The organism is Stappia stellulata (genome assembly GCF_020176715.1).
Taxonomy (GTDB): domain Bacteria; phylum Pseudomonadota; class Alphaproteobacteria; order Rhizobiales; family Stappiaceae; genus Stappia.
The window spans coordinates 25674-46074 of sequence record NZ_JAIVMF010000014.1 but is presented as its reverse complement, the minus strand read 5'-3'; the positions used below and the strand labels follow the sequence as shown (position 1 = coordinate 46074).

Sequence of the window (20401 nt, the reverse complement as noted above, 5' to 3'; positions counted from 1 at the left end):
CGACCCAGGCATCGAGATTCACCCGCTTGCGGCAGATGTTGACCCGCCCCGAGCTCGCCTTCCTGATGGAAGCGCACAGCGGCTTGTCGGCCCGCATCGCCGAGGAGGCGGGGTTTGAGGGGATCTGGGCGTCCGGCCTGTCGATGTCGGCGATGCTGGGGGTCAGGGACAACAACGAACTGTCCTGGACGCAGGTCCTCGACATGCTGGAATATATGTCCGACGCGACGTCGCTGCCCATCCTCGTCGATGGCGACACCGGCTACGGCAATTTCAACAATTTCCGCCGCTTCGTGCAAAAGCTCTGCGAGCGCGGCATCGCCGGCGTTTGCATCGAGGACAAGATCTTTCCCAAGACGAATTCTTTCCTCGGCGAAAACCAGCCGCTGGCCGACGTCGACGAGTTCTGCGGAAAGATCAAGGCCGGCAAGGACACGCAGACGCATCCGGATTTCACTGTGGTTGCACGGGTCGAGGCGCTGATCGCGGGGCGGGGCGTGGATGAGGCGCTGACGCGCGCCCATGCCTATGTCGAGGCCGGCGCGGATGCGATCGTCATTCACTCCAAGAAGAGCACCGCCGACGAGATCCTCGAGTTCTGCCGGCAATGGGAGAACCGTGCGCCGGTGGTGCTCATTCCGACCAAATACTACCGCACCCCGACGGACCGGTTCCGCGATGCCAATGCGGCGATGGTGATCTGGGCCAACCACAATCTCAGAAGCTCGATCCAGGCCATGCGCGACACTTGCGCCAAGCTGAAGGCGCAGGAAACGCTGCTGGAGGTCGAGGATGCGGTTGCGCCGCTCGCCGACGTCTTCGCCCTCGCCGGCGCGCAGGAACTGGAACAGGCGGAAAAGCGCTACCTCTCGACACGCGACCCGGCGCGGGCCGTCATTCTGGCGGCGACGCGGGGAGAGGGGCTGGGCGAGCTGACCGCGGATCGCCCCAAGTGCATGGTGCCCGTGCGCGGACAGTCGCTGCTCGGCCGCCAGGTCGAGGCGCTGGGCCGACACGGAGTGTCGGAGATTTCCGTTGTCGTCGGCTACCGCGAGGATGCGGTGGTCGTACCGGGCATTCGCAAGGTGGAAAACCCGGCTCATGCCTCCTCCGGCGAGGCCCGGTCGCTGGCGCTTGCGCTCACGCAGGGCGAAGGCGACACGATCGTTTCCTATGGCGACATTCTCTACCGGCCGTTCTTTCTGTCGCTCCTGGAAGAGGCGCAGGCCGACATTGTGCTTCTGGTCGATCCGCAGGCGGATCCCGCTGCCGGCGGTCAGCTCCTCCGCGACGCGGTCGCGTGTTCGCAGCCTCATGATGCCGATCTCGAGGTGACCGGTGCGCCGGTCTTCCTCACGAGCTTCGTTACCGATGGCACGGCTGCCAACGGCACCTTTATCGGCTTGATGCGCGCAAACGCCGAGGGCGTGAGCCGGATCCGCGAGACGCTGGCAGCGATGGAGGTCGAGGGGACCCTCGACACCGCCGATCTCGGTGCGGTCCTGACCCGGTTGGCCGGCGAGGGCGAGCGGATCGGGGTCGTTTACGTGCGCGGTTACTGGGGCAATGTGAACGACCTCATGGACCTCGCCCAGGCGCGGGACGCGGTGTGAGCGCAAGATGATCGAAGCCGGACAGTTTCTCGATGCCGCCAAGCGGCAGGGCATCGGTTTTTTCGCCGGGGTTCCCTGCAGTTTCCTGACGCCCTTGATGAATGCGGCGATCTCGGATGTGCAGACCCGCTATGTCGGCGCGACCAGCGAGGGCGAGGCCGTGGCGATTGCCGCCGGTGCCTGGCTTGCCGGGCGGGACACCGCCGTCATGTGCCAGAACTCCGGCCTTGGCAATGCGGTCAATCCGATCACCTCGCTCAACCATCCCTTCGCCATCCCGACGCTGATGATCGTCACCTGGCGCGGCGCGCCGGGGCTGACGGACGAACCGCAGCACGAGCTGATGGGGCGGATCACCCAACCGATGCTCGATCTGATCGGCGCGCGGCGTCTCGATTTTCCCGAAAATGCCGCCGATGTGGAGAGCTGCCTCGCACAGGCCGCGCGCCTGATGCGCGAGACCGGACAGCCGGTGGCGCTGGTCCAGCCCAAGGGCGCGGTTGCCGCAGCACCGCGGGAGGAGCCGGGTCTTGAAAAACGCGCGCCTTCACAAATTGCCGATTTCGATGCGGCCGCCGCGGCGGCACGGCGCATCGACACGCTCCAGGCGCTCTTGCGGCTCCTGCCAGAGGGCGCGGGCGTGATCGCCACGACCGGGCACACGGGGCGCGAGCTCTTCACCCTCGGCGATGAGGCGCGCAATCTCTACTGCGTCGGTTCGATGGGCGGGGCCAGCGCAATCGGCCTGGGAGCGGCCCTGAACAGCGGCCGCGAGATTGTCGTCCTCGACGGCGACGGCGCGGCTTTGATGAAGCTCGGCAATATGGCGACCATCGGCGCGCAGGCGCCGGAAAACCTGACCCATATCGTGCTGGACAACGGCTGCCACCTGTCGACCGGCGGGCAGGCGACGGTTTCGCCGAACGTCGATTTCGCGCAGGTTGCGGCCGCCTGCGGCTATCGTTTCGCCGCCCGGGCCGCAGGCCTCGGCGGTGCGGCTGCGGCTCTTCAGGCAGCGCTTGCGGCCCCCGGGCCCCGGTTGCTCCACGTCAGGGTGTCGACGGATCCGGTGGAGGGACTTGGCCGGCCGACGGTTGCCCCGCGCGAGGTGGCGCGCCGCTTTCGGACCTATCTGGGGGAACAGACGTTATGAGCAGCCCAACATACGCGAAGACCGCCGCCAGCCGGTCGAGCGACGATGCGCAGACGCCCGTGCTGCTGACGCCCGGACCGCTGACGACGAGCGCCCGCGTCAAGGAAGCCATGCTTCGCGACTGGGGATCGCGGGATCCAGCCTTCGTCGATCTGTCCCATACCGTGTTCGAGCGCATTCGCGCGCTTGCCGGCGGAACGGAGGCGGCGCATGTCTGCGTTCCCTTGCAGGGCAGTGGCACATTCGCCGTGGAGGCGATGCTGACGACCTTCGTCGGCGCGGGAGAGCGGGTTTTGCTGCTGGTCAACGGTGCCTACGGCCATCGCATGGCCGACATCTGTCGCAAGAGCGGTCGCGCCGTCGAGATCTATGAGGTCGCGGAAACCGACGTGCATGACGCCGCCGAAATTACGCGCCGGCTTCGCGCGGATCCGAAAATCGGTTTCGTTGCGATGGTCCATTGCGAGACGACCTCGGGCCTGCTCAATCCCCTGGAGGAAATCGCAAGCTGTGTGCGCGCCGAAGGGCGCTGGCTTCTGGTCGACAGCATGAGCGGTTTCGGCGCGTTGCCGGTCGATATGAGCGGGCTGGAGCTGGCGGCAATGGCCGCATCCTCCAACAAGTGCCTGCAAGGCGTTCCGGGTCTCGGCTTCGTGGTGTGCCGCAAGGATCTGCTGGAGGCGGCGCGGGGACGCTCGCCGTCCGTGGTGCTCGATCTCCAGGCGCAGGCGGAGGCGCTCGCCAACGGCGGGCAGTGGCGGTTCACCCCGCCAACGCATGTGATTGCCGCGCTCGATGCGGCGCTCGCCGAACTGGAGGCGGAGGGCGGTCCGCCCGCGCGGCTGGCGCGCTATTCGCGCAATCTCGACACGCTCCTGTCGGGAATGGCGGATCTCGGGTTTTACCCGGCGCTCGATCCGGCGCGCCAGGCGCCGGTGATTGCCTCCTTCGTCGAACCGCACGAACGCTGGTTTGCCTTCCCGGCCTTTTATGAGGCGCTGCGCGCGCGCGGCTTTGCGATCTATGCCGGCAAGATGACCGGCCGCGGCACGTTTCGCGTCGGCGTCATCGGAGCGATCGATCCTGTCACCATCGACGCGTTCCTTCTGGCGGCGGGCGAGGTTGTGTCAGAGATGAAACAGAAAGTGATCTCGTGACGATCCGCGAGGTCGCGTGCGGGTCTTCGGCGGGAGCGCGGCTCGCGCTTGTCCGTGTCTCCCGCTCCTGCGACCCCTTCGCCGGCAGGCGCGGGCCGGGGCGCCGCCACGCGGAAGGTGCGGGCGCGGGCAAGGGAAACCCTTGTGATAATTTCTGATATGCCGGGAGTTTGAGCGCAGTTTCTGACGTTGCGGATCTCTTGAACCGGTCGGGAGAGACGCGGACCCCGGCCCCGGCAGGCGGCATTCGTGCCGCGCGTTTCGGGCAAGCCGGCAATCGGCCGGTCCGTGGTAGGCGGCCAACCCTTGGTCGGCTTACTCGACAGGCCGGGTGCTTTCGGTTATTTAGCGAAATCCGCCTGATAAACATCAAAAAAAAGCCTTGGCGGGTCGGCCACAGTTTTGGGCTTTGGCGAACCGGCTGGCTCTGCGCGAGCGCCTCGCTGGTTCTGTCCGTCGAGGTCCCGACCATCTTGTGGTCCGCAAGACCGCGCATCACGCGTCGGCGATTTGCGAGACAGAAATTTGACAAGGCCCGGCTTGTTTTCGACAGTTGATCGGGTGTTGGGGGTAGACGAGAATGAAGCCTGAGCGGCCAAGTTTTTCCGTGGTTGCCGAGCGCCGTTTCCGCTTGGCCGGAAAGGCGATCATCGAGCGCCACAATCCGTATTTTCTGCCGGTCGACCGGCAACGGGAAATCTGCGAACGCAACGGTATCCCCTTCATCAGTTTCGCGCATTACGACTATCTCGGCCTGAGCCAGCATCCCGATATCATCGAGACGTCGAGCGCCGAATTGCACCGGCTGGGAAGCGGCGTCGGTGCGTCGCGGCTTGTCGGCGGCGAGCGCAGCGGCCACCGCGCCTTCGAGACGGAGTTGGCGGAATTTCTAGGCGTCGGCGACGTCATGACGCTGGTCAGCGGCTATCTGGTCAATGTCTCCCTCATCAACTTCCTGATGGGGCCGCGCGACCTGGTGCTGATCGACGAACTTGCTCACAACTCGATTTTCGTCGGAGCGAAGAACGGGCGCTACGAATACCGGACCTTCGATCACAACAATCTCGACGACCTTGAGCGCCAGCTCGAAGAGTGTCGCGGCGAGTACCGGAACGTGCTCGTCGTCGTCGAGGGTCTCTACTCGATGGATGGCGACATCCCCGATCTTCCCCGCCTTGTCGAGATGAAGGAGAAGCACGACGCCTGGCTCCTGGTCGACGAAGCCCATTCCTACGGCGTGCTCGGCGAGACCGGTCGCGGCCTGTGCGAGCATTTCGGGATAGACCCGCGCCGGATCGAACTCGGCGTCGGCACCTTGTCGAAATCCTTCGTGTCCTCCGGCGGCTTCGTCTGCGCGGATAAGAGCGTCATCGACTGGCTCCGGTTCTGTCTGCCGGGCTTCGTCTACAGTGTCGGTCTGTCGCCTGCGACCCTTGGTGCGGCGCAAGGCGCGCTGACCCACCTCAAGGCAAATCCGCAACGGGTTGCCCGGCTGCATGAGAATTCGCTGTTCTTCCGCGACCACGCCCGCGACTGTGGCTTGAACACGGGCGATGCCATCGGCTGTGGCGTTGTGCCGATCCTCTTCGCCACGCCCGAGCAGACGATGATCGTCTCGCAGACGCTGCTCGACGCCGGGATCTACGCGCCGCCGATCGTCCAGGTGGGCGTGCCGAAAGATCTTCCCCGCATCCGCTTCTTCATTTCCGCCGAACACACCCGGGACCAGATGGAAAAGACCATCGGGCTCATCGCCGAGATCGTGGCGAGCTTCGACGGCGCCGACGCGGAGCCGCGCCCGGCGATCGCGGGCGCCTGATCGCCCGTCCAGCGGTACAGCAGACAATGCCGGCAGAGAGCGAACAGGACTGGAGACCGACGCCGATGACACGGGTCGTCACGCGTCGGCGCGCCGTTGCAAGGCTTGGCGCCTTTGCGCTGGCGTTCGGGGTTCTCGTGGTCGGGTCGCTGTCGCAGGCGCAGGAAGGCACGCGCATCCGTCCGGGAACCGAACAGGCCGTTGCCGGGTCCAGCGTCACGCTTGTCGAGGAGGTTCCGGTCGTGCGCCCCGACTTTCCGGTGCCTGACGAGACCGGCATGCTGTTTTACCTGCAGCGCTCGACCAACTCCAACACCATTGTCTATGTGGCGAACTTCCGCGACGACGGGACGCTTGATCCGGACGAGCCCGTGGTTGCCTATTGGCGCCGGTTCAACACCACCGGGGAGCGCAAGGCGCTGAAGATGGTGGAGGACAATTTTGCCTTCGGCGTCCGCGCCCAGGCGACCGGCGATCCGAACGTCTTCAAGCTTTATGTGGTGTCCTACCCGGAGCGGATGGCGACGCTGAAACTGGTGGAACCGGGGCGTGCGGAAGTCACCGCGACCGCCGGCGAGCGGACGTTCCGGCCGCTCTACGCCTATGTCGACGTCAATGAGGACGGGCTCATGCCGAGCGTGCGCGAGGTGCGGGTGATGGGCCGCGATCTCGCCACCGGCAAGGCGCTGGTCGAACGCATCCAGATAGAGTAACGCTGCACCGGCCGAGGGAGCTCGGTTCACAGCATTTCGGCTGGTCGCGCAAGGGAACGGCGCGCCAGAACACAAGACCTGCCGGTGCCGGCGACCGTCGCCGCATCGGACGACGCGCAGGGGAAAAGAAGCAGATCATGACAGGTTCTTCCGCCAGGCCGATCCGTACGGCGATCGTTGGAGCAGGCAATTGCGCCAGTTCCCTGGTTCAGGGCATTGCCTATTGCCGCGCTCTGGGTGACGAGGCGATCGGTGTGGCTTTCCCCACGCTTGGCGGCTATCGCCCGGAAGATGTGGAAATTGTCGCGGCCTTCGACGTCGATGCGCGCAAGGTCGGCCGGACCGTCGGCGAGGCGGCGCTCGCGCTGCCCAATTGCACGGAGGTCTTCCACAAGGACCTCGGGACGATGACCGCGCCTGTGATGCGCGGTCCCGATCTCGACGGCGTGTCCGCCTTCATGCGCAACCAGGCGCCGGACCGCAGTTTCGTGGTCTCGCAGGAGCCCGCGCTCGACAAGGCCGGTGTGGTCGCCGCATTGCGCGAGGCCCGTGCCGAGGTGATGATCAACTTCCTGCCGGTCGGCTCCATCGAGGCGACGGAGTTTTATGCCGCCTGCGCGCTTGAGGCCGGCTGCGCCTTCGTCAACGGTATCCCGGTGTTCATCGCCTCCGATCCCGCCTGGGCGGAGCGGTTCCGCAAGGCGGGCGTGCCCATCGTCGGCGACGATTTCAAGGCGCAGTTCGGCGCCACGATCACCCACCGCGCGCTGGCGCGTCTTGCCGACATGCGCGGCGTTAAGATCGACAAGACCTATCAGTTGAACGTTGGCGGCAACACCGACTTCCTCAACATGATGGATATGGACCGCCTCACCATGAAGCGGGAATCCAAGACCGAGGCCGTGCAGACGGCGATGAATTCGCGGCTGTCGGACAACGAGATCCGCATCGGCCCGTCGGATTACGTGCCGTGGCTGGAGGACCGCAAGGTCGCCTATGTCCGGCTGGAAGGGCGGCTCTTCGGCGGCGTGCGCACCCATGTGGAGATGCGCCTTGAGGTCGAGGATTCGCCGAATGCAGCGGCCATGGCGCTGATCGCCATCCGCTGCGCGGCAATCGCCCGAGACAAGGGGCTGTCCGGTCCGGTGGACGATGCCAGCGCCTTCCTGTTCAAGCATCCGCCGGTTCAGTTCGAGGATGCGGAAGGCTATGCTCGTTTGCTGGCCTTCGCGGGTGAAACGGAGGCGTGAGCCGATGAGCGCTGCCGGCGCGTCGCACCAATCGCGCCGGCCGGTGGCGCTGATCACCGGCGGCAGCAGCGGCATCGGTCGCGCCCTTGCGCTCAGGCTTGCACGCGACGGCTTTGACCTGGCGTTGCTCGCCCGGGGCATCGAGCGACTGGAGGAAACCCGGCGCCTCGTCGGTGCCGCGGTACCTGAGGCGACGGTAAACTGCTATCCGGCGGATGTCGGCGACGTGGCGGCGGCCTCCGGTGCCGTCCAAACCGTGATCGCGCAAATGGGGCCTCCGGCCTGGGTCGTGCTCAATGCCGGCATCGCCCGTCCCGGCCGGTTCCTGGAACAGCCGCTTGACGATCATCTCGACCAGATGCGCACCAACTATCTCGGGGCCCTGCATGTCGCGCATGCGGTTGCTCCCGCGATGGCTGAAGCCGGAAGCGGTCATATGGTCTTCGTCTCCTCCGGCGCGGCGTTTTTCGGGATCTACGGATATGGCGCCTATGCGCCGTCGAAATTCGCCATGCGCGGGCTGGCCGAGGTGCTCAGGGTGGAACTCGCGCCCCGGGGCATTCATGTGACGCTTGCCTATCCGCCCGATACCGACACGCCGCAACTGGCGGAGGAATGCCGCACCAAACCGGCGGCAACCAAGGCCATCACCGCCGGCGGCGGCCTGTGGCCGGCGGACAGGGTCGCGTCACAGATCATCGCGGCCGCACGCCGCCGCCGCTTTCTGGTGACACCCGGCGCGCAGATGCGGCTGCTTGCCCACGGGCACAGTCTCCTGTCGCCGCTGCTGCGCGTCTATCAGGCGCGGATCGCGAGAAAGCACGATCGCTGAATGTCCTTGCCGCTGCTTTCCCTGACCCCCGTCCCGATGATGCTCGTTGCCGCAACGGTGGCCGCGGGGCTTGCGCTCGGCGGTCTCGCGCTGGCCCTTGCAAGCGTTCTGCCCGCGACCTCGCGCAAGGCGCGGCCGATCTGGCCGGTGTTTGCAACCGAGATGGTGATCGTCGCGGTCGCGGTTCTGCCCTTCGTTGCCGGCGGTGCCCTGCTCGATCTGGCGCTTGTCCTGCTGGCGGTCCGGGTCGGCTATGAGGCGACGCAGGTGGCGTTGCTGCGATTTGCTCCCGCCGGGGGGCGACCGGGCGACCTCTTGCTCAGGTGGCTGCTTCCGCTGGCAGCCGGTGGCGGTCTGGCGCTTGCCGGCATGCTTGCCGCACGGGTTTCCTTTCCCGTTGTTGCCGGTGCCGGGGCGCTGCTGGCGGGCCTTGCCATCCTGTGGCGGTCTTTCCTGACACATGCCGGTCAGCCGCTTGCCGTCACGCTGGAACTGCTGGTGTTTCCGGCCGTGCCGCTGGTTCTGTTCATGGCGGCGGCGGGGGATGCATCCAACGCCGGGCTGCTGCTCCTCGCCTTCCTGCTGGTCGAGACCTACGACAGCTACGCGCTGCTCGGCGGCAAGCTCTTCGGGCGCCGTCCGGCCTTTCCCGTGCTGAGCCCGAAAAAGACGGTGGAGGGTCTGGCGGTTGGCGGGGCGATGATGGCGCTGACGGCGGGCTTTGTCGGGCCGTTGGTGTTCGGCTGGAGCCTTGCCGCCTCCCTGCTTGCAGCCGCGCTCATCGCGGTGGCCGCCGTCGGCGGCGATCTTGCCGGGTCGCGGCTGAAGCGCGCCTCGGGTGTCAAGGACTATCCGGCGGTGCTGCCGCGCCAGGGCGGCGCGCTCGATATCGCCGATGCCTGGTTGATCGCCGGGCCGGCGCTTGTTCTGCTGGCTGCGGTTGCCGGGTGAGCTGAGACCTAGCGAAGCAGATAGACAAGCGGTAGCAGCACGACCAGAGCGAAGACGGAGGCGGCGGCATCGTCGAGCATGATGCCGGTCCCACCCGGAACGCTGTCCTGCACCCAGTTGACCGGCCAGGGCTTGAGAATGTCGAAGGCGCGGAAGGCGATGAAACCGGCAATCCACCAGAGCGGTTCGGCGGGAAGCGCGAGCACGACGGCCGCGGCGCCGAAGCTTTCGTCGATCACCACGATCTGCGGATCGTCCTCGCCGGTGTCGGCGGCAACGATCGCGGAGGCCCAGATGCCGATCAGGAGCAAGGCGGCCAGCAGTCCGGCCTGAAGCGCCGGCGCGAGCGGCAGGAGCGCGGCGGCAAACACAAGTCCGACGGCCGCGCCAACGGTTCCCGGCCAGACCGGCGACAGACCGGCACCGAAGGACAGGGCAAGGATATGGGCAAGACGTCGCATGGGCTGCGGCCTATGATGGCGCGAGGGAATCAGGGTCTGTTTTCTCGCGGAGCGGGTCCGTGATGGATCCTGCCAGGAGGATGCCGGTTCGACCGGTGCTTTAGCACGAAACGGAATTGGGAGCGATGCCGCGACGCACTGACGATCAACGCCACACCGCCGGCGGCCGTGCAGCGCGCCGGTCCCGTGGTGGTGCGTGATGAGAGGCTGGTCGCTCGCCACCCGCTCGCTATTTTTGCGGGTGCTCGCAAGGGTGCTGATCGTTCTGGTGACGATCGAGGTGGTGTTTCTGGCGGAAGAGCTGACCGGCATCCTGGAACAGGTGCTCGGCAACGGCGGCGACGTGCTGTCGGCCGTGTTCATCCTTTTGCTTTCGTCTCCTGAGATCTTCGATTTCGCGCTGGCGCTTGCCTGCGTCATCGGCGGCTATTTCGCCTTTGTCGCGGCGCGCGAGGAGCGCGAGATGGTTGCGCTCTCCGCAGCCGGCGTCTCCTCGGCGCTGCCGCTCAAGGTCGCGCTTGTCCTCGGGGTCTGCGCTTTCGGCGCAAGTCTTGCCGTGTCCGGTTTCGTCAATCCGCTGGCGAAGAACGCCACCCGGACCGTCATCTTCACCCTGAAGAGCGATCTCCTGTTTCGCCGCATCACCGAGCCCAGCGAAGGCACGCTGATCGAGACGATCCGGGGAAAGACATTCGCCGCCTTGAGTGACACGTCGGTCTCGCCGCCGCACGAGAGCCTGTTCGTGCATCAGCCGGGCGAGGAGGGCACCTGGCGCGTGACCCAGGCCGGCAACTGGAACCTCGAGGGGCCCGACGATAAGGGCAACTACAATCTGGGGCTTGGCCGGGTGATCGCCTATGATTTCGTGCGCGTCGCGCCCGAAGACCGCGCTGGCGGGGTCTTGCGCAGCGGGCGCGGGTCGAACCTGCGCGCGCTCGGCACGCCGGATCTGGAGAGTGTACCCGTGCTTCCGCGCATGAAGGTGGAGAATGTGTCCGTTCCCGTCAGCCTGACCAACATCCTGCACCACGCCGCCCGCGGCGAGGTGGCGCAGGAATGGACCTTCTTCGAGGCGCTCGATCCGGGATCGGCCGGGTCGGAGGCCGGGGCGGCCGCGCGTCAGATTGCCGGCGAACGCTTCGCCAGGGCGATCGCCGCCTTTCTGGCGCCGCTTCTGGCGTTGCTGGCCTGTTCCTTCGCCTCCGGGGGCTTGACCGGTTATTTCGCAATGCCGTTCGCCTGCGCGGTCCTTCTTGCCCTCGACGTCGGCCTGCGGACGCTGCTTGGCTCGGTGGCGCTTGCCCAGCCCGCCGCCATGGTGTCGCTTGGATCCGTCACCGGGCTCGGCCTTGCGTTGCTCCTGGTGCTGACGGTCGGGGCGCGATCGGCGGCGTTGCTGCGTCCGGTGAACGAACGGGCATGAGCATGGGGGCGGCGCAGGCAAAAGGCAGCTACGGGTGGCGGATCGCCGCCGGGCCTCCCGTGGCGCTGTTCGGCATTGCCGCCCGCCGGGCGCTTGCGCTCTACGTGAAAGTGACGGCGCTCGTGATGGCGATGTTCCTGATCATCGCCTGGGCGATCGATCTGGCGCAGAACCTCGACGGCGTGCTCGCCCGCGCCGTCGAGCTCGAGCGGTCCGGCCCTGTGCTTCTTGCGACCTACCTCGGGTTTCGCACGGTCGATATTGTAACGCGGCTCTTTCCGGTCGCCTGTTTCATCGGGGTGTTCGCGGCGGAACTCTATCGTCTGTTCAATCGCGAGACGACGATCCTTGCCGCCGCCGGCTGGTCGCCGCGGCAGACGCTGGTGGCCGTTGCCGCCTTTGCCTGCCTCAGCGGCGCGTTGCAGGGCTCGCTGGAACGCTGGTGGCGACCGGCGGCCGTCTTCGCCCAGGCGGATCTCGAGCTTGGCGCCTATGGTGGCCGTTTCAAACGGGGCGTGCTCGCGGACAAGCGCTGGCTCGTGGTCAACGATACGACGCTGAGGGCACGGATCGTGCGTGCCGATCGGCCGGAATTCAGGGATGTTGAACTCTATCGAGGGGTGGTTTCCGGCGACTTGCGTGACGTGATCGTTGCGCGCAAGGCAGAGCCCCTGGGGCAGGGCGGTTTCTGGCGGTTCCATGATGTGGACCTTTGGGCGAGCTTGCCGCCCGACGACAGAAGCGGGGACGAGGGAGAGCCGGGATCGGAGGGCTATGCGGAGCAACCGCTCTATCTGATCTCGCGCTACGCAACGCTCGACATTCGTCTGGATGTGCTTCCGTCAACGCTGACGTATTTCGACATTCCGGCTTTCTATCTGCCGCAACAGCCGCTTGAACGGCTGGCGGCAGACGACAATCCGTTGAAGGGGCCGGACGTCGAGGCTGCCTTGTGGCGGCGCATTGCGGCGTTTTTCCTTCCCGGAGCCTATGCGTTGCTTGGGGCCAGTCTGGCGCCGATCGCGGGCTCCGGCCGGATCGTCTCGCCGGGGCGGATCGTCGGGCTGGCGCTTTGCGGGTATTTCGCGCTCGTGGCCACCAAGGTTTCCTGGGCAATGGGCGAGATCGGCGCGCTGTCCGGTTTCACCAGCAGTTGGATCGCCGTCGTCTTCGCGCTTGTCGGAACGCTTGTCGCGCAGGCCGTCCTGTCACGCCCGCATTAGCGGGTGTGCCCGGCGGGCTGCGTCAATGCGCGGATAGACAAGGGTCGCGGCGCGTTCCAGCATTGCCTCGTTGTCGACTTCCGCCCATGCGAGATCGTCGATCCGAGGGCAGGCGACGGGCTCCTCACCGGCGAGGGCGACGATGCCGCTTTCATAGTCCGCCATCGGGTCCTGGGCGACCATTGCGGCGCCGATGGCGTTCAGATGCGCCACGGCCCGTTCCGTCAGATAGGTCAGCCCGACCAGCTCGCCATGGTGGCGATCCGGCCAGCGCGCGGCGTCCTTGGACATGTCGCGCAGGCAGTTCTGGCCGGCTTTCTCGTCGGCCCAGACATAGACCTCGTCGCCCGCGCCCGTTGCGCCGGATACAAGCAGGGCGGCCTGCGACGGGTCCGCAATCGCGGCCGCCACGGCGCGCGGCTCGAAAATCAGGTCGGATTCCAGCAGCAGGCACGGTCCGGTCTGGCCTCGCAGTCCCACGAGCAGGCTGTGGAGCGATCCCTTGGTGGCGAAGTCGGGATTGTGGCGCAGCTCGGCGTCGGGCAGGCGCTCGCTCGCCAGCGTTGCATATTGGTCCGCCAGGTGGCCGGTGACGATGCGCGGCGCCGAAATCCCGTGCGCGCGCAAGGTGCTGGCCGCTTCCTCGACGAAGGTCGCCTCGCCGATCGACAGCAATCCCTTGGGGATCATGCGTCCGCGTTCGCCCATGCGCATGCCACGCCCGGCGGCCAGAAAAATTGCAGTGATGTCGACCATTGAACCGCCGGAATATGATAAGTCGATCCTGTCATAAGCGAGGCCCGGCAACGGGGCAAGAGAGGGCAGGTGAGCAACACGGGATTGAATGGCGCCCCGACCTTCGCCAGCGTCCTTCGGGACTATGGACGGGACAAGCGGCAGGGGGAGTTGCGGGGCGACTGGGCCGTCTTGCTGTTCTATCGCATCTGGAGTTTTCCGCTTATCTGGCTGCTCGCGCGCACGCCTGTCTCGCCGACCGCCGTCACGCTGTCCTCCGTGCCGCTGGCCCTGTCCATGCCGGTGCTGGCGCTGACGCTGCCGCTCGAGCAGGCCGCTCTCGGGGTGGGGCTGGTCGCGATTGTGTTTCAGATCCTCGATTGCGTCGACGGCGGGCTCGCCCGCTGCACCGGGCGTACGTCACGGCTTGGCGGAACGCTCGACTTCCTCATCGACATGGCGCAGTGGGGCCTGCTCTACGGTAGCATCGGGCTCCTGGCGGACCGGGTGCTCGACACCGGCGCGCTCTGGACGGCGGTAGGCTGCGCGGCCGCCTGGGTCCGGCTCTATGCCAGGGTCGTGCGCGATGCCGGCGCGGGCGGCGCCGACGCGGTCCACGCGGCCGATGCGGCCGGTGAGAAACGGCCGGCCGGCCCGCTGGATATCGTGCTCTGGTTCTTTGCCGGGCTGAGCGGGGCGATCCCGCCGGCTCTGCTGCTTGCCTGGTGGAGCGGGACGTTGAGCTGGCTGATCGTCTTCCTGCTCGTCTATGCGCTTGCCGATGTCGCCGAGGGTCTGGTCGAAACGCTTGCCCGGCGCGATGGATGATGCGCGCGCGATGAAGATCGTCCAGATCTGCCCCTATGACCTTGCCCGTCCGGGCGGCGTGCAGGCGCATGTCCGCGACCTCTCCGCGTGGCTCGTGCGGGCCGGTCACGACGTGCGCGTCGTCGCGCCTTATCCGCTTGACAGGGCGCCGCTTGCCGGGGTCGATCATTGCGGGCGGGCCGTCAAGGCGCAGCTCTTCGGAACCGGCTTCGAGGTCAGCCATGCCCGCTCGCGCGACCGTCGCGCGCTGGTTGCCTCGTTGCGCGACTGGGGTGCGGAGCTTGTTCACCTGCACACGCCCTGGACCCCTTTCATGGCCTGGCAGGTCTGGCGCGATCTCGACCTGCCGACCGTCACCACCTTTCATGCGACCTTGCCGCAGGACAGGACGGGCGGCCTTGCCGCGCGCGCCCTGCGCCGGGCCGCGAGGCATTTCCTGACGCATTCGCGCGCCGCCATCGTTCCTTCCGCCACGCCGCTTGCCCATTTGCGGCCGCAGGATGCCGGGGTCGCAGCGCATGTCCTGCCGCCGGCCATCGATCTCGCCCCCTGGCAGGCTGCCGGCGCCCAACCGCGGCGGGCGGATAGCGCCACGGACCCGGAGATCGTTTTTCTCGGCCGCTTCGAGGCGCGCAAGGGGCTGGGCGTCCTGCTCGGGGCATGGCCGGAGGTGGCGGCACGGCTTCCCGGCGTTCGGCTGACCGTCGCCGGGGGCGGCCCGCAGGAGGATCTGCTGCATGCGGCCATGCAGGGCACGGAAGGTGAGCGCATCCGGTTCGTTCCCTCGCCGGATGCGGAGAGCGCGCGCCGGCTTGTCGCGGAGGCGGATCTGCTGGTGGCGCCGTCCCTATACGGCGAAAGCTTCGGGCTCATCCTGATCGAGGCGATGGCGGCCGGAACCCTGCCGGTGGCGGCCGCCAACGAGGGCTATCGCACCGTGCTTACCGGGCCGGGCGAGCGGCTGCTGGTGCCGCCGGGCGATGCACCGGCGCTCGCGGCGAAGCTGATCGAGGTATGCGGCGATGCATCGGCGCGCCGGGCGCTCACCGCCTGGGCGTTGCCGCATGCGCTTTCCTTCGGCGTCGAGGCGACGGGGCCGGCCTTCGTGGAGATCTACCGAAACGCGTTGCGCTCCTGATCAGGCCGGCGGGCGGTCGGGGCGCTCGAAGCGCGACGGCTCGGGAAACCAGCGGTTCAGCCGCTTGCGGAGATGGGCAACGACACGCGGGTTCGGACGGTCGTTGAAATTGTCGTTGAGCGTTGCCGTGACGGGGCGCAGGCGGTCAAGCCTCGCAAGCTGCAGCCAGGTCCAGGGCAGGAAATTGTCGATCGAGGCATAGCCGGTCATCCGCCGCGTCTCGGCGTCGGACGCAAGACCACCCGCGTCTTTCTCCAGCAGATAGTGCGGATAAAGATACTCTGGCGGCACGTTGTCGCCACCGCGGAAACGCGATGCCCGCGTCGCCGCGATCTCGCCCGGGAAGCGATTGCACATCTCCTCGAACGCGCTGCGCTCGATCAGCCGCGGGCCATGGGCGAGGAACCGCCGGCGATGCGACGCAAATTCGCGGTCGAGAGCCGCATTGGCGTTTGCCATGGACCGGTTCCACGGGCTGTCTTCGGGCTTCGTCCGCGCCTGGACGGGGGCATCCTTGTTCTTGGTGAAGACGCGCGTGCGGCCGTCGTCCTCGACGAAGTCCGCGAGGGTCGCCGGCGCCAGGAACAGCATGTCGTCCTCGCAATAGAGAAAGCGCTCGCTCACGCCGGGCAGCTTGCCCAGATGGCTGACGATGGCGAAGGAATTGAAGGTCGGCAGGATCTCCGGCGCCATGATCTCGTCGTGGTGCACGATCGAAATGTCGAGGTGTTCTGCGTTCAACCAGTCCGGCACCTGCGGTCGGCAGGTCAGCAGATGCACGCGGCCGACGAAGGGCACGTGACGCTCGAGCGAGCGCAGCGAATAGCGCAGCATCTCCAGATTGTCGCGTGTCCGGTTGGGATTGGTGTCGTGGCGGTTGGTCGCGAATTGCCGCAGCGTCTCGGCATATCCGGGAAACGTGTCGTCGACCCATGTGTAGACCACGTCGACCCGGGGTGCCCCGCACCCGGTCGTTTCGCCCTCGGACATTTTACCCGCTTTCTCTCTCTTCGGTCCGGTGCGGAAGCGGGAGCCGAGGCTCCTGTTGAAGCGCCTTGCGCGCCCGGTGCGTTGGGGAGTTCATTTTTGTCGCCGACCTCTATAAACCCGGTCCCGGCGCATGGGCAAATATATGGCCGAACGAGGCCGGGGGGCGAGTGGTGACACGGGACAAGCAGAACAGCCGGGAACTGGTCATTGCCGCCGATTTCGGCACGTCAGGCGTCAAGCTTGCAGCGCTCGACCGCTCGCTGGCACTCCTGGCGACCGCGGCCGAATCCTACCCGCTTTCCTTTCCCGGCCCGGACATGGCCGAACAACAGCCGGACGACTGGTGGCAGGCCCTGCGCCGAGGCGTTGCCGCGCTGCACGACCAGATCCCGGACCTGAGGAAGCGCGCGGTGGCGCTGGTCCCTTGCGCGCAGATGTGCGGGCTGGTGTGCGTCGACCGCGCGGGCGATGTGCTGCGCCCGGCCCTGATCTCGCTCGACAAGCGCGCCGGTACTCTGTCGCGCAAGATGAACGGCGGATTTCCCACGGTCGCCGGATACCGGGCGGACAAATTGTTCACCTGGACAAGGATCGCCAATGGCGCGCCGTCGCACAACGGCATGGACCCGCCGGCCAAGATGCTGTGGATCAAGACCCATGAACCGGAGGTCTGGGCTGCGTCGCACAAGCTTCTCGACGTCAAGGACTGGCTGATCTTCCGCGCCACCGGCGCTCTCACCACGACCGCCGACAGCGCGAACCTGACGTGGATGATGGACACGCGTCCGGGGCGGGAAGGCTGGTCGCCCTTTCTCGCCGGCCGGCTCGGAATTCCGCTCGACAAGCTGCCGGAGATTGTCGACGGCGCCTCTATTGCAGGCCGTCTCGCCGAGCGGGCGGCGGTCGACCTTGGGCTTTCGGCGGGGCTTCCCGTCGTCGCCGGCGCCGGCGATGTCGGGGCGACGGCGATCGGTTCGGGGGCGGTGGAGGACGGCCAACTTCACGTCTATGCCGGCACGAGCGCGTGGCTGAGCGGCTTTTTTCCGTCCCGCCGGCTCGATGTGTTCCACTCCTACGCCACCATTGCCAGCAGCGTCGGGTTCCGGCCGCTTCTGATCGCGACCCAGGAAAGTGCTGGAACGGCTTTCGCCTGGGCTGCCCGTCTCGTCGGCGAATCCGCCGGCGACAGCGACAGCGCGCTGGACACGCTCTATGACGGCATCGGCGAGATGCAGGACGACGACCCGCTGTTCGTGCCGTGGCTCGCCGGTGAGCGCGTTCCCGTCGACGACGATCGTCTGCGCGGGGTGCTGTACGGTTTGAGCGTGCGCCACGACCGAAACGCGGTTTTGCGGGCGACCCTGGAGGGCGTTGCGCTGAATCTGCGCTGGGCAATGTCGAAGGTCGCGCGCCAGAAGGGCGTGCGCCACGACCTGCCGTTGCCGCTGGTCGGCGGTGCCGCCGTCAATCCCCGCTTCGCCCAATTGCTCGCCGATGCGCTTGACCGCAGGGTCGAGGTGCGCGCGCCGCGCCATGCGGGCGTGCGCGGAGCCGCGGCCATTGCCGGCGCGGCGCTTGGCTGGTTCGACAGCGTTCAGGCGGCGGCGCCCGCTCTGTCCTCCGGCCCGGTCGAGATCTATGATCCCGAGCCCGCCGGCGTTGCGCGCTGCGCGGCCCGCGCGGCGCGGCTCGACCGTCACCGCAAGGGGCTTCTGTCCCTTTACCGATAGGGCCGGACGCATGTCTTCAAACCGAAATCGCCGCCCGGCGCGGCGCCTTCAAGGGATTCAGCACCGATGATCGACGGATTGTTCAAGCGCCATATCGACCCTTTGTGGGAAAGCCTGTCGACGCCGCTGGTGCGCGCGCGGATGACGCCGAACCAGGTGACCGCAACGGGTCTCGTGCTGATCTGCCTTGCCTCGCTCGCCTATCTCTGGCACGGCAATGCCGCGCTTTTCGGGGTGACACTGGCTGTGTCCTTCGCCTTCGATGCGCTGGACGGGGCGGTGGCACGGCGGCGCGACATGTGCACGCGCTCGGGCGGCTATTTTGATGCGATGGTCGACCGTTACCAGGAGCTCGTGGTGCTCGCGGCAATCGCCGCCGCGCAGGACATGTGGGGACTGGCGCTCTTTGCGTTTTCCGGTGGTGTGCTGACGAGCTACGCCAAGGCGCGCACCGCCATCGAGATCCCGATCAGCAACGAGGCCTGGCCGGACTTTTTCGAGCGGCTGGAGCGGATCATCTTTCTGTGCGCGATGTTGCTGGCGGCCGGGGCCGCGCCGCTTGCCGGCATTGCCGGGGCAAGCGTGATTGCCGCGGGCCTTGGCGTCTACGGCGTGCTGTCGCATCTGACAGCCGTGCAGCGTATGCGGCGCGCCGTTGGGCTGCTTCGGGCGGCCGACAGCGACAACACCAGGCAAGAGGAGGCCGGGCCGGAGTGACGCGGAGGTCCTCCGGCCCGGCGGATGGTCTCCCAAAGGAGGCGGTCGCCTCCCTTGCCAGGATCAGTTGGAGACGTCGAGGAGTTCCACGTCGAACTTTAGCGTGGCGTTCGGCGGGATCACGCCGCCCGCACCGCGCGCGCCATAACCCATTTCCGGCGGGATGACGAGTTCGCGGCGTCCGCCGACCTTCATCCCGGCAACGCCTTCGTCCCATCCGCGGATCACGCGGCCGGCGCCGAGCGGGAAGGAGAAGGGCTCGCCCCGGTCGCGGCTGGAATCGAATTTCGTGCCGTCCATCAGCCAGCCGGTGTAATGCACCGAGACCGTCGAGCCGGGCACGGCTTCGGCGCCGCTGCCGACAGCAACGTCGGTCACTTGCAGGTCGGCCGCGGCCACCGGCGCGACCGTGAGGAAAAGGGCGCTCAGCGCGGTCAGCAAACGTTTCATGGGTCCTCGCAGGGGCTTGAATATCTTTTGAAATTCCGGCGGCTCGCCGGAACGCGATCATGTTGCAAAGCGGGCGCACATTAGCGCGCGCCGTCGGGGGCGCAAGCGCAAGCGCCCTAGCAATCCCTCTTCCCTTGCAATCTTGACCGAAGCATGGCTTGCCAATCGCCGCCCGGCTCGGCATCGTTGCGCGCGAAACAATTGCCTGGGGCGCCTCGCACGCCGACCGGGGAACGGGAGTGACGCCATGAACGGCCAGGACGCCACGCGCGGCGAGATTGCCCGGAGCTTGCTCGAGGTCGCCCGACGTGCGGGATCCAGCGCGCCGGTCACCGATCGTGACCCCGGTTTCGATCTTGCGGCTGCCTACGGTGTGTCGGCTGAGATACGGGCGCATCGGATCGCGGGCGGCGAGACGCCGGTCGGCTGGAAGATCGGTTTCACCAACCGAACGATCTGGGACGAATACGACGTGCATGCGCCGATCTGGGGCCCGGTCTATGACAGCACCGTCGATGTCGCGACGGATGATACGACGGCAAGCTGCGGCGTTGCGCGGCTGATGGAACCGCGGATCGAGCCGGAGATCGTGTTCCGGGTGGCGAGGCCGCTGCGTGCGGGATCGAGCGAGGCGGAGCTTCTTGCCTGTATCGACGGCGTCGCGCTCGGCTTTGAACTCGTGCAGTCCCCCTATCCCGACTGGCGGTTTCGCGCGCCCGACACGGTTGCCGCCTTTGCGCTGCATGGATTGCTAAGACACCGTCCTTTTGTCGCGGTGACGGATGACAACCGCGATGGCTGGTTCGCGGACTTGTCCGCCTTCACGCTGTCCTTGGCAAAGGACGGCGAGGTCATCGACCGGGGGGCGTCGGAGAATGTGCTCGGCGGGCCATTGAGTGCCCTGAAGGCGATGGTCGACGGGCTGCCGGCGACGGCGCTGGCCGAACCTGTCGGTCCCGGCATGATCGTGACGACGGGAACGCTGACGCGGGCCTTTCCCGTCGCGCCGGGCGAGACCTGGGCGACCCGGGTGGAGGGGGTGCCGCTTGCCGATATCGCGCTTGAGATCACCGCATGAGCGAGCAAGGCCTGCGTGCCGTTCGGCGTGCAGGCGCAGCCTGCGCAGCAGCCCGCGCGACATATTTTAAGATTGAAACAAATCTGCCGCTGCTTAGACTGCGCGGCGCGTGACACCCGCCTTCAGACACTCGTCAGGGA

Annotated in this window: 19 protein-coding genes; 15 read left to right on the top strand and 4 right to left on the bottom strand. The window is 67.0% G+C overall.

What is annotated here, in order from left to right:
- Window positions 1-35 precede the first annotated feature (35 nt).
- The 8 genes from aepX (at window position 36) to LC092_RS15615 (ending at window position 9488) form a co-directional block, all read left to right on the top strand.
- Window positions 36-1613: a phosphoenolpyruvate mutase gene (gene aepX, locus LC092_RS15650; protein WP_224808186.1), complete on the top strand. Its 1578-nt coding sequence runs from the start codon at window positions 36-38 to the stop codon at window positions 1611-1613.
- Between the two features lie 7 nt (window positions 1614-1620).
- Window positions 1621-2766: a phosphonopyruvate decarboxylase gene (gene aepY / locus LC092_RS15645; protein ID WP_224808105.1), complete on the top strand. Its 1146-nt coding sequence runs from the start codon at window positions 1621-1623 to the stop codon at window positions 2764-2766.
- Complete coding sequence (locus tag LC092_RS15640) at window positions 2763-3923, top strand: 2-aminoethylphosphonate--pyruvate transaminase (protein ID WP_224808103.1); 1161 nt, start codon at window positions 2763-2765, stop codon at window positions 3921-3923. The genes aepY and LC092_RS15640 overlap by 4 nt, the downstream gene beginning before the upstream one ends.
- Before the next feature lie 580 nt (window positions 3924-4503).
- Window positions 4504-5742, top strand: coding sequence for an aminotransferase class I/II-fold pyridoxal phosphate-dependent enzyme (locus tag LC092_RS15635; protein ID WP_224808101.1), 1239 nt, complete (start codon window positions 4504-4506; stop codon window positions 5740-5742).
- Between the two features lie 65 nt (window positions 5743-5807).
- Window positions 5808-6455: a DUF4833 domain-containing protein gene (locus tag LC092_RS15630; RefSeq protein ID WP_224808099.1), complete on the top strand. Its 648-nt coding sequence runs from the start codon at window positions 5808-5810 to the stop codon at window positions 6453-6455.
- A gap of 137 nt (window positions 6456-6592) precedes the next feature.
- Complete coding sequence (locus LC092_RS15625) at window positions 6593-7705, top strand: inositol-3-phosphate synthase (RefSeq protein WP_224808097.1); 1113 nt, start codon at window positions 6593-6595, stop codon at window positions 7703-7705.
- Window positions 7706-7709: 4 nt separating this feature from the next.
- Window positions 7710-8537: an SDR family oxidoreductase gene (locus tag LC092_RS15620; RefSeq protein ID WP_224808096.1), complete on the top strand. Its 828-nt coding sequence runs from the start codon at window positions 7710-7712 to the stop codon at window positions 8535-8537.
- A complete protein-coding gene (locus LC092_RS15615) occupies window positions 8538-9488 on the top strand; it encodes a phosphatidate cytidylyltransferase (protein WP_224808095.1) in 951 nt (316 codons plus the stop codon).
- Between the two features lie 8 nt (window positions 9489-9496).
- Here LC092_RS15615 and LC092_RS15610 read toward each other — a convergent pair whose 3' ends face one another.
- Window positions 9497-9949, bottom strand: coding sequence for a phosphatidylglycerophosphatase A (locus tag LC092_RS15610; RefSeq protein WP_224808094.1), 453 nt, complete (start codon window positions 9947-9949; stop codon window positions 9497-9499).
- A 199-nt stretch (window positions 9950-10148) separates the two neighbouring features.
- Between LC092_RS15610 and LC092_RS15605 the strand changes: the two genes are divergently transcribed.
- On the top strand, window positions 10149-11372 hold the full coding sequence (locus LC092_RS15605; RefSeq protein ID WP_224808093.1) for an LptF/LptG family permease: 1224 nt from the start codon (window positions 10149-10151) through the stop codon (window positions 11370-11372).
- Window positions 11369-12595, top strand: coding sequence for an LptF/LptG family permease (locus LC092_RS15600; protein ID WP_224808092.1), 1227 nt, complete (start codon window positions 11369-11371; stop codon window positions 12593-12595). Before LC092_RS15605 ends, LC092_RS15600 begins: the two co-directional genes overlap by 4 nt.
- Here LC092_RS15600 and LC092_RS15595 read toward each other — a convergent pair.
- Window positions 12581-13351, bottom strand: coding sequence for an NTP transferase domain-containing protein (locus LC092_RS15595; RefSeq protein WP_224808091.1), 771 nt, complete (start codon window positions 13349-13351; stop codon window positions 12581-12583). The genes LC092_RS15600 and LC092_RS15595 overlap by 15 nt on opposite strands.
- Before the next feature lie 69 nt (window positions 13352-13420).
- On the opposite strand from LC092_RS15595, the gene LC092_RS15590 reads away from it, so the two are divergent.
- Both LC092_RS15590 and LC092_RS15585 read left to right on the top strand, forming a co-directional pair.
- Window positions 13421-14158, top strand: coding sequence for a CDP-alcohol phosphatidyltransferase family protein (locus LC092_RS15590; RefSeq protein WP_224808090.1), 738 nt, complete (start codon window positions 13421-13423; stop codon window positions 14156-14158).
- Window positions 14159-14168: 10 nt separating this feature from the next.
- Window positions 14169-15296 carry a glycosyltransferase family 4 protein gene (locus tag LC092_RS15585; protein ID WP_224808089.1) on the top strand — a complete coding sequence of 376 codons (1128 nt, stop codon included), beginning with the start codon at window positions 14169-14171 and terminating at the stop codon, window positions 15294-15296.
- Here LC092_RS15585 and LC092_RS15580 read toward each other — a convergent pair whose 3' ends face one another.
- Complete coding sequence (locus LC092_RS15580) at window positions 15297-16286, bottom strand: stealth conserved region 3 domain-containing protein (protein ID WP_224808088.1); 990 nt, start codon at window positions 16284-16286, stop codon at window positions 15297-15299. It lies immediately after the preceding gene.
- Window positions 16287-16456: 170 nt separating this feature from the next.
- On the opposite strand from LC092_RS15580, the gene LC092_RS15575 reads away from it, so the two are divergent.
- The gene (locus tag LC092_RS15575; RefSeq protein ID WP_224808087.1) at window positions 16457-18016 is read left to right on the top strand and encodes a xylulokinase; all 1560 of its coding nucleotides are present in this window, start codon (window positions 16457-16459) and stop codon (window positions 18014-18016) included.
- A 66-nt stretch (window positions 18017-18082) separates the two neighbouring features.
- The gene (locus LC092_RS15570) at window positions 18083-18733 is read left to right on the top strand and encodes a CDP-alcohol phosphatidyltransferase family protein (protein WP_224808085.1); all 651 of its coding nucleotides are present in this window, start codon (window positions 18083-18085) and stop codon (window positions 18731-18733) included.
- Window positions 18734-18796: 63 nt separating this feature from the next.
- On the opposite strand, the gene LC092_RS15565 is transcribed toward LC092_RS15570, so the two are convergent.
- Window positions 18797-19183, bottom strand: a complete 387-nt coding sequence (locus tag LC092_RS15565; protein ID WP_224808083.1) for an FKBP-type peptidyl-prolyl cis-trans isomerase — start codon at window positions 19181-19183, stop codon at window positions 18797-18799.
- Window positions 19184-19430: 247 nt separating this feature from the next.
- On the opposite strand from LC092_RS15565, the gene LC092_RS15560 reads away from it, so the two are divergent.
- Window positions 19431-20261: a 2-keto-4-pentenoate hydratase gene (locus LC092_RS15560; protein WP_224808081.1), complete on the top strand. Its 831-nt coding sequence runs from the start codon at window positions 19431-19433 to the stop codon at window positions 20259-20261.
- The last annotated feature ends 140 nt before the right edge of the window (window positions 20262-20401 follow it).

Excerpts from the sequence above, each read along its gene's own strand:
- aepX (WP_224808186.1), top strand. The coding sequence starts at position 36 with ATGTTGACCCGCCCCGAGCTCGCCTTCCTGATGGAAGCGCACAGCGGC.
- aepY (WP_224808105.1), top strand. The coding sequence starts at position 1,621 with ATGATCGAAGCCGGACAGTTTCTCGATGCCGCCAAGCGGCAGGGCATC.
- LC092_RS15640 (WP_224808103.1), top strand. The coding sequence starts at position 2,763 with ATGAGCAGCCCAACATACGCGAAGACCGCCGCCAGCCGGTCGAGCGAC.
- LC092_RS15635 (WP_224808101.1), top strand. The coding sequence starts at position 4,504 with ATGAAGCCTGAGCGGCCAAGTTTTTCCGTGGTTGCCGAGCGCCGTTTC.
- LC092_RS15630 (WP_224808099.1), top strand. The coding sequence starts at position 5,808 with ATGACACGGGTCGTCACGCGTCGGCGCGCCGTTGCAAGGCTTGGCGCC.
- LC092_RS15625 (WP_224808097.1), top strand. The coding sequence starts at position 6,593 with ATGACAGGTTCTTCCGCCAGGCCGATCCGTACGGCGATCGTTGGAGCA.
- LC092_RS15620 (WP_224808096.1), top strand. The coding sequence starts at position 7,710 with ATGAGCGCTGCCGGCGCGTCGCACCAATCGCGCCGGCCGGTGGCGCTG.
- LC092_RS15615 (WP_224808095.1), top strand. The coding sequence starts at position 8,538 with ATGTCCTTGCCGCTGCTTTCCCTGACCCCCGTCCCGATGATGCTCGTT.
- LC092_RS15610 (WP_224808094.1), bottom strand. The coding sequence starts at position 9,949 with ATGCGACGTCTTGCCCATATCCTTGCCCTGTCCTTCGGTGCCGGTCTG.
- LC092_RS15605 (WP_224808093.1), top strand. The coding sequence starts at position 10,149 with ATGAGAGGCTGGTCGCTCGCCACCCGCTCGCTATTTTTGCGGGTGCTC.
- LC092_RS15600 (WP_224808092.1), top strand. The coding sequence starts at position 11,369 with ATGAGCATGGGGGCGGCGCAGGCAAAAGGCAGCTACGGGTGGCGGATC.
- LC092_RS15595 (WP_224808091.1), bottom strand. The coding sequence starts at position 13,351 with ATGGTCGACATCACTGCAATTTTTCTGGCCGCCGGGCGTGGCATGCGC.
- LC092_RS15585 (WP_224808089.1), top strand. The coding sequence starts at position 14,169 with ATGAAGATCGTCCAGATCTGCCCCTATGACCTTGCCCGTCCGGGCGGC.
- LC092_RS15580 (WP_224808088.1), bottom strand. The coding sequence starts at position 16,286 with ATGTCCGAGGGCGAAACGACCGGGTGCGGGGCACCCCGGGTCGACGTG.
- LC092_RS15570 (WP_224808085.1), top strand. The coding sequence starts at position 18,083 with ATGATCGACGGATTGTTCAAGCGCCATATCGACCCTTTGTGGGAAAGC.
- LC092_RS15565 (WP_224808083.1), bottom strand. The coding sequence starts at position 19,183 with ATGAAACGTTTGCTGACCGCGCTGAGCGCCCTTTTCCTCACGGTCGCG.
- LC092_RS15560 (WP_224808081.1), top strand. The coding sequence starts at position 19,431 with ATGAACGGCCAGGACGCCACGCGCGGCGAGATTGCCCGGAGCTTGCTC.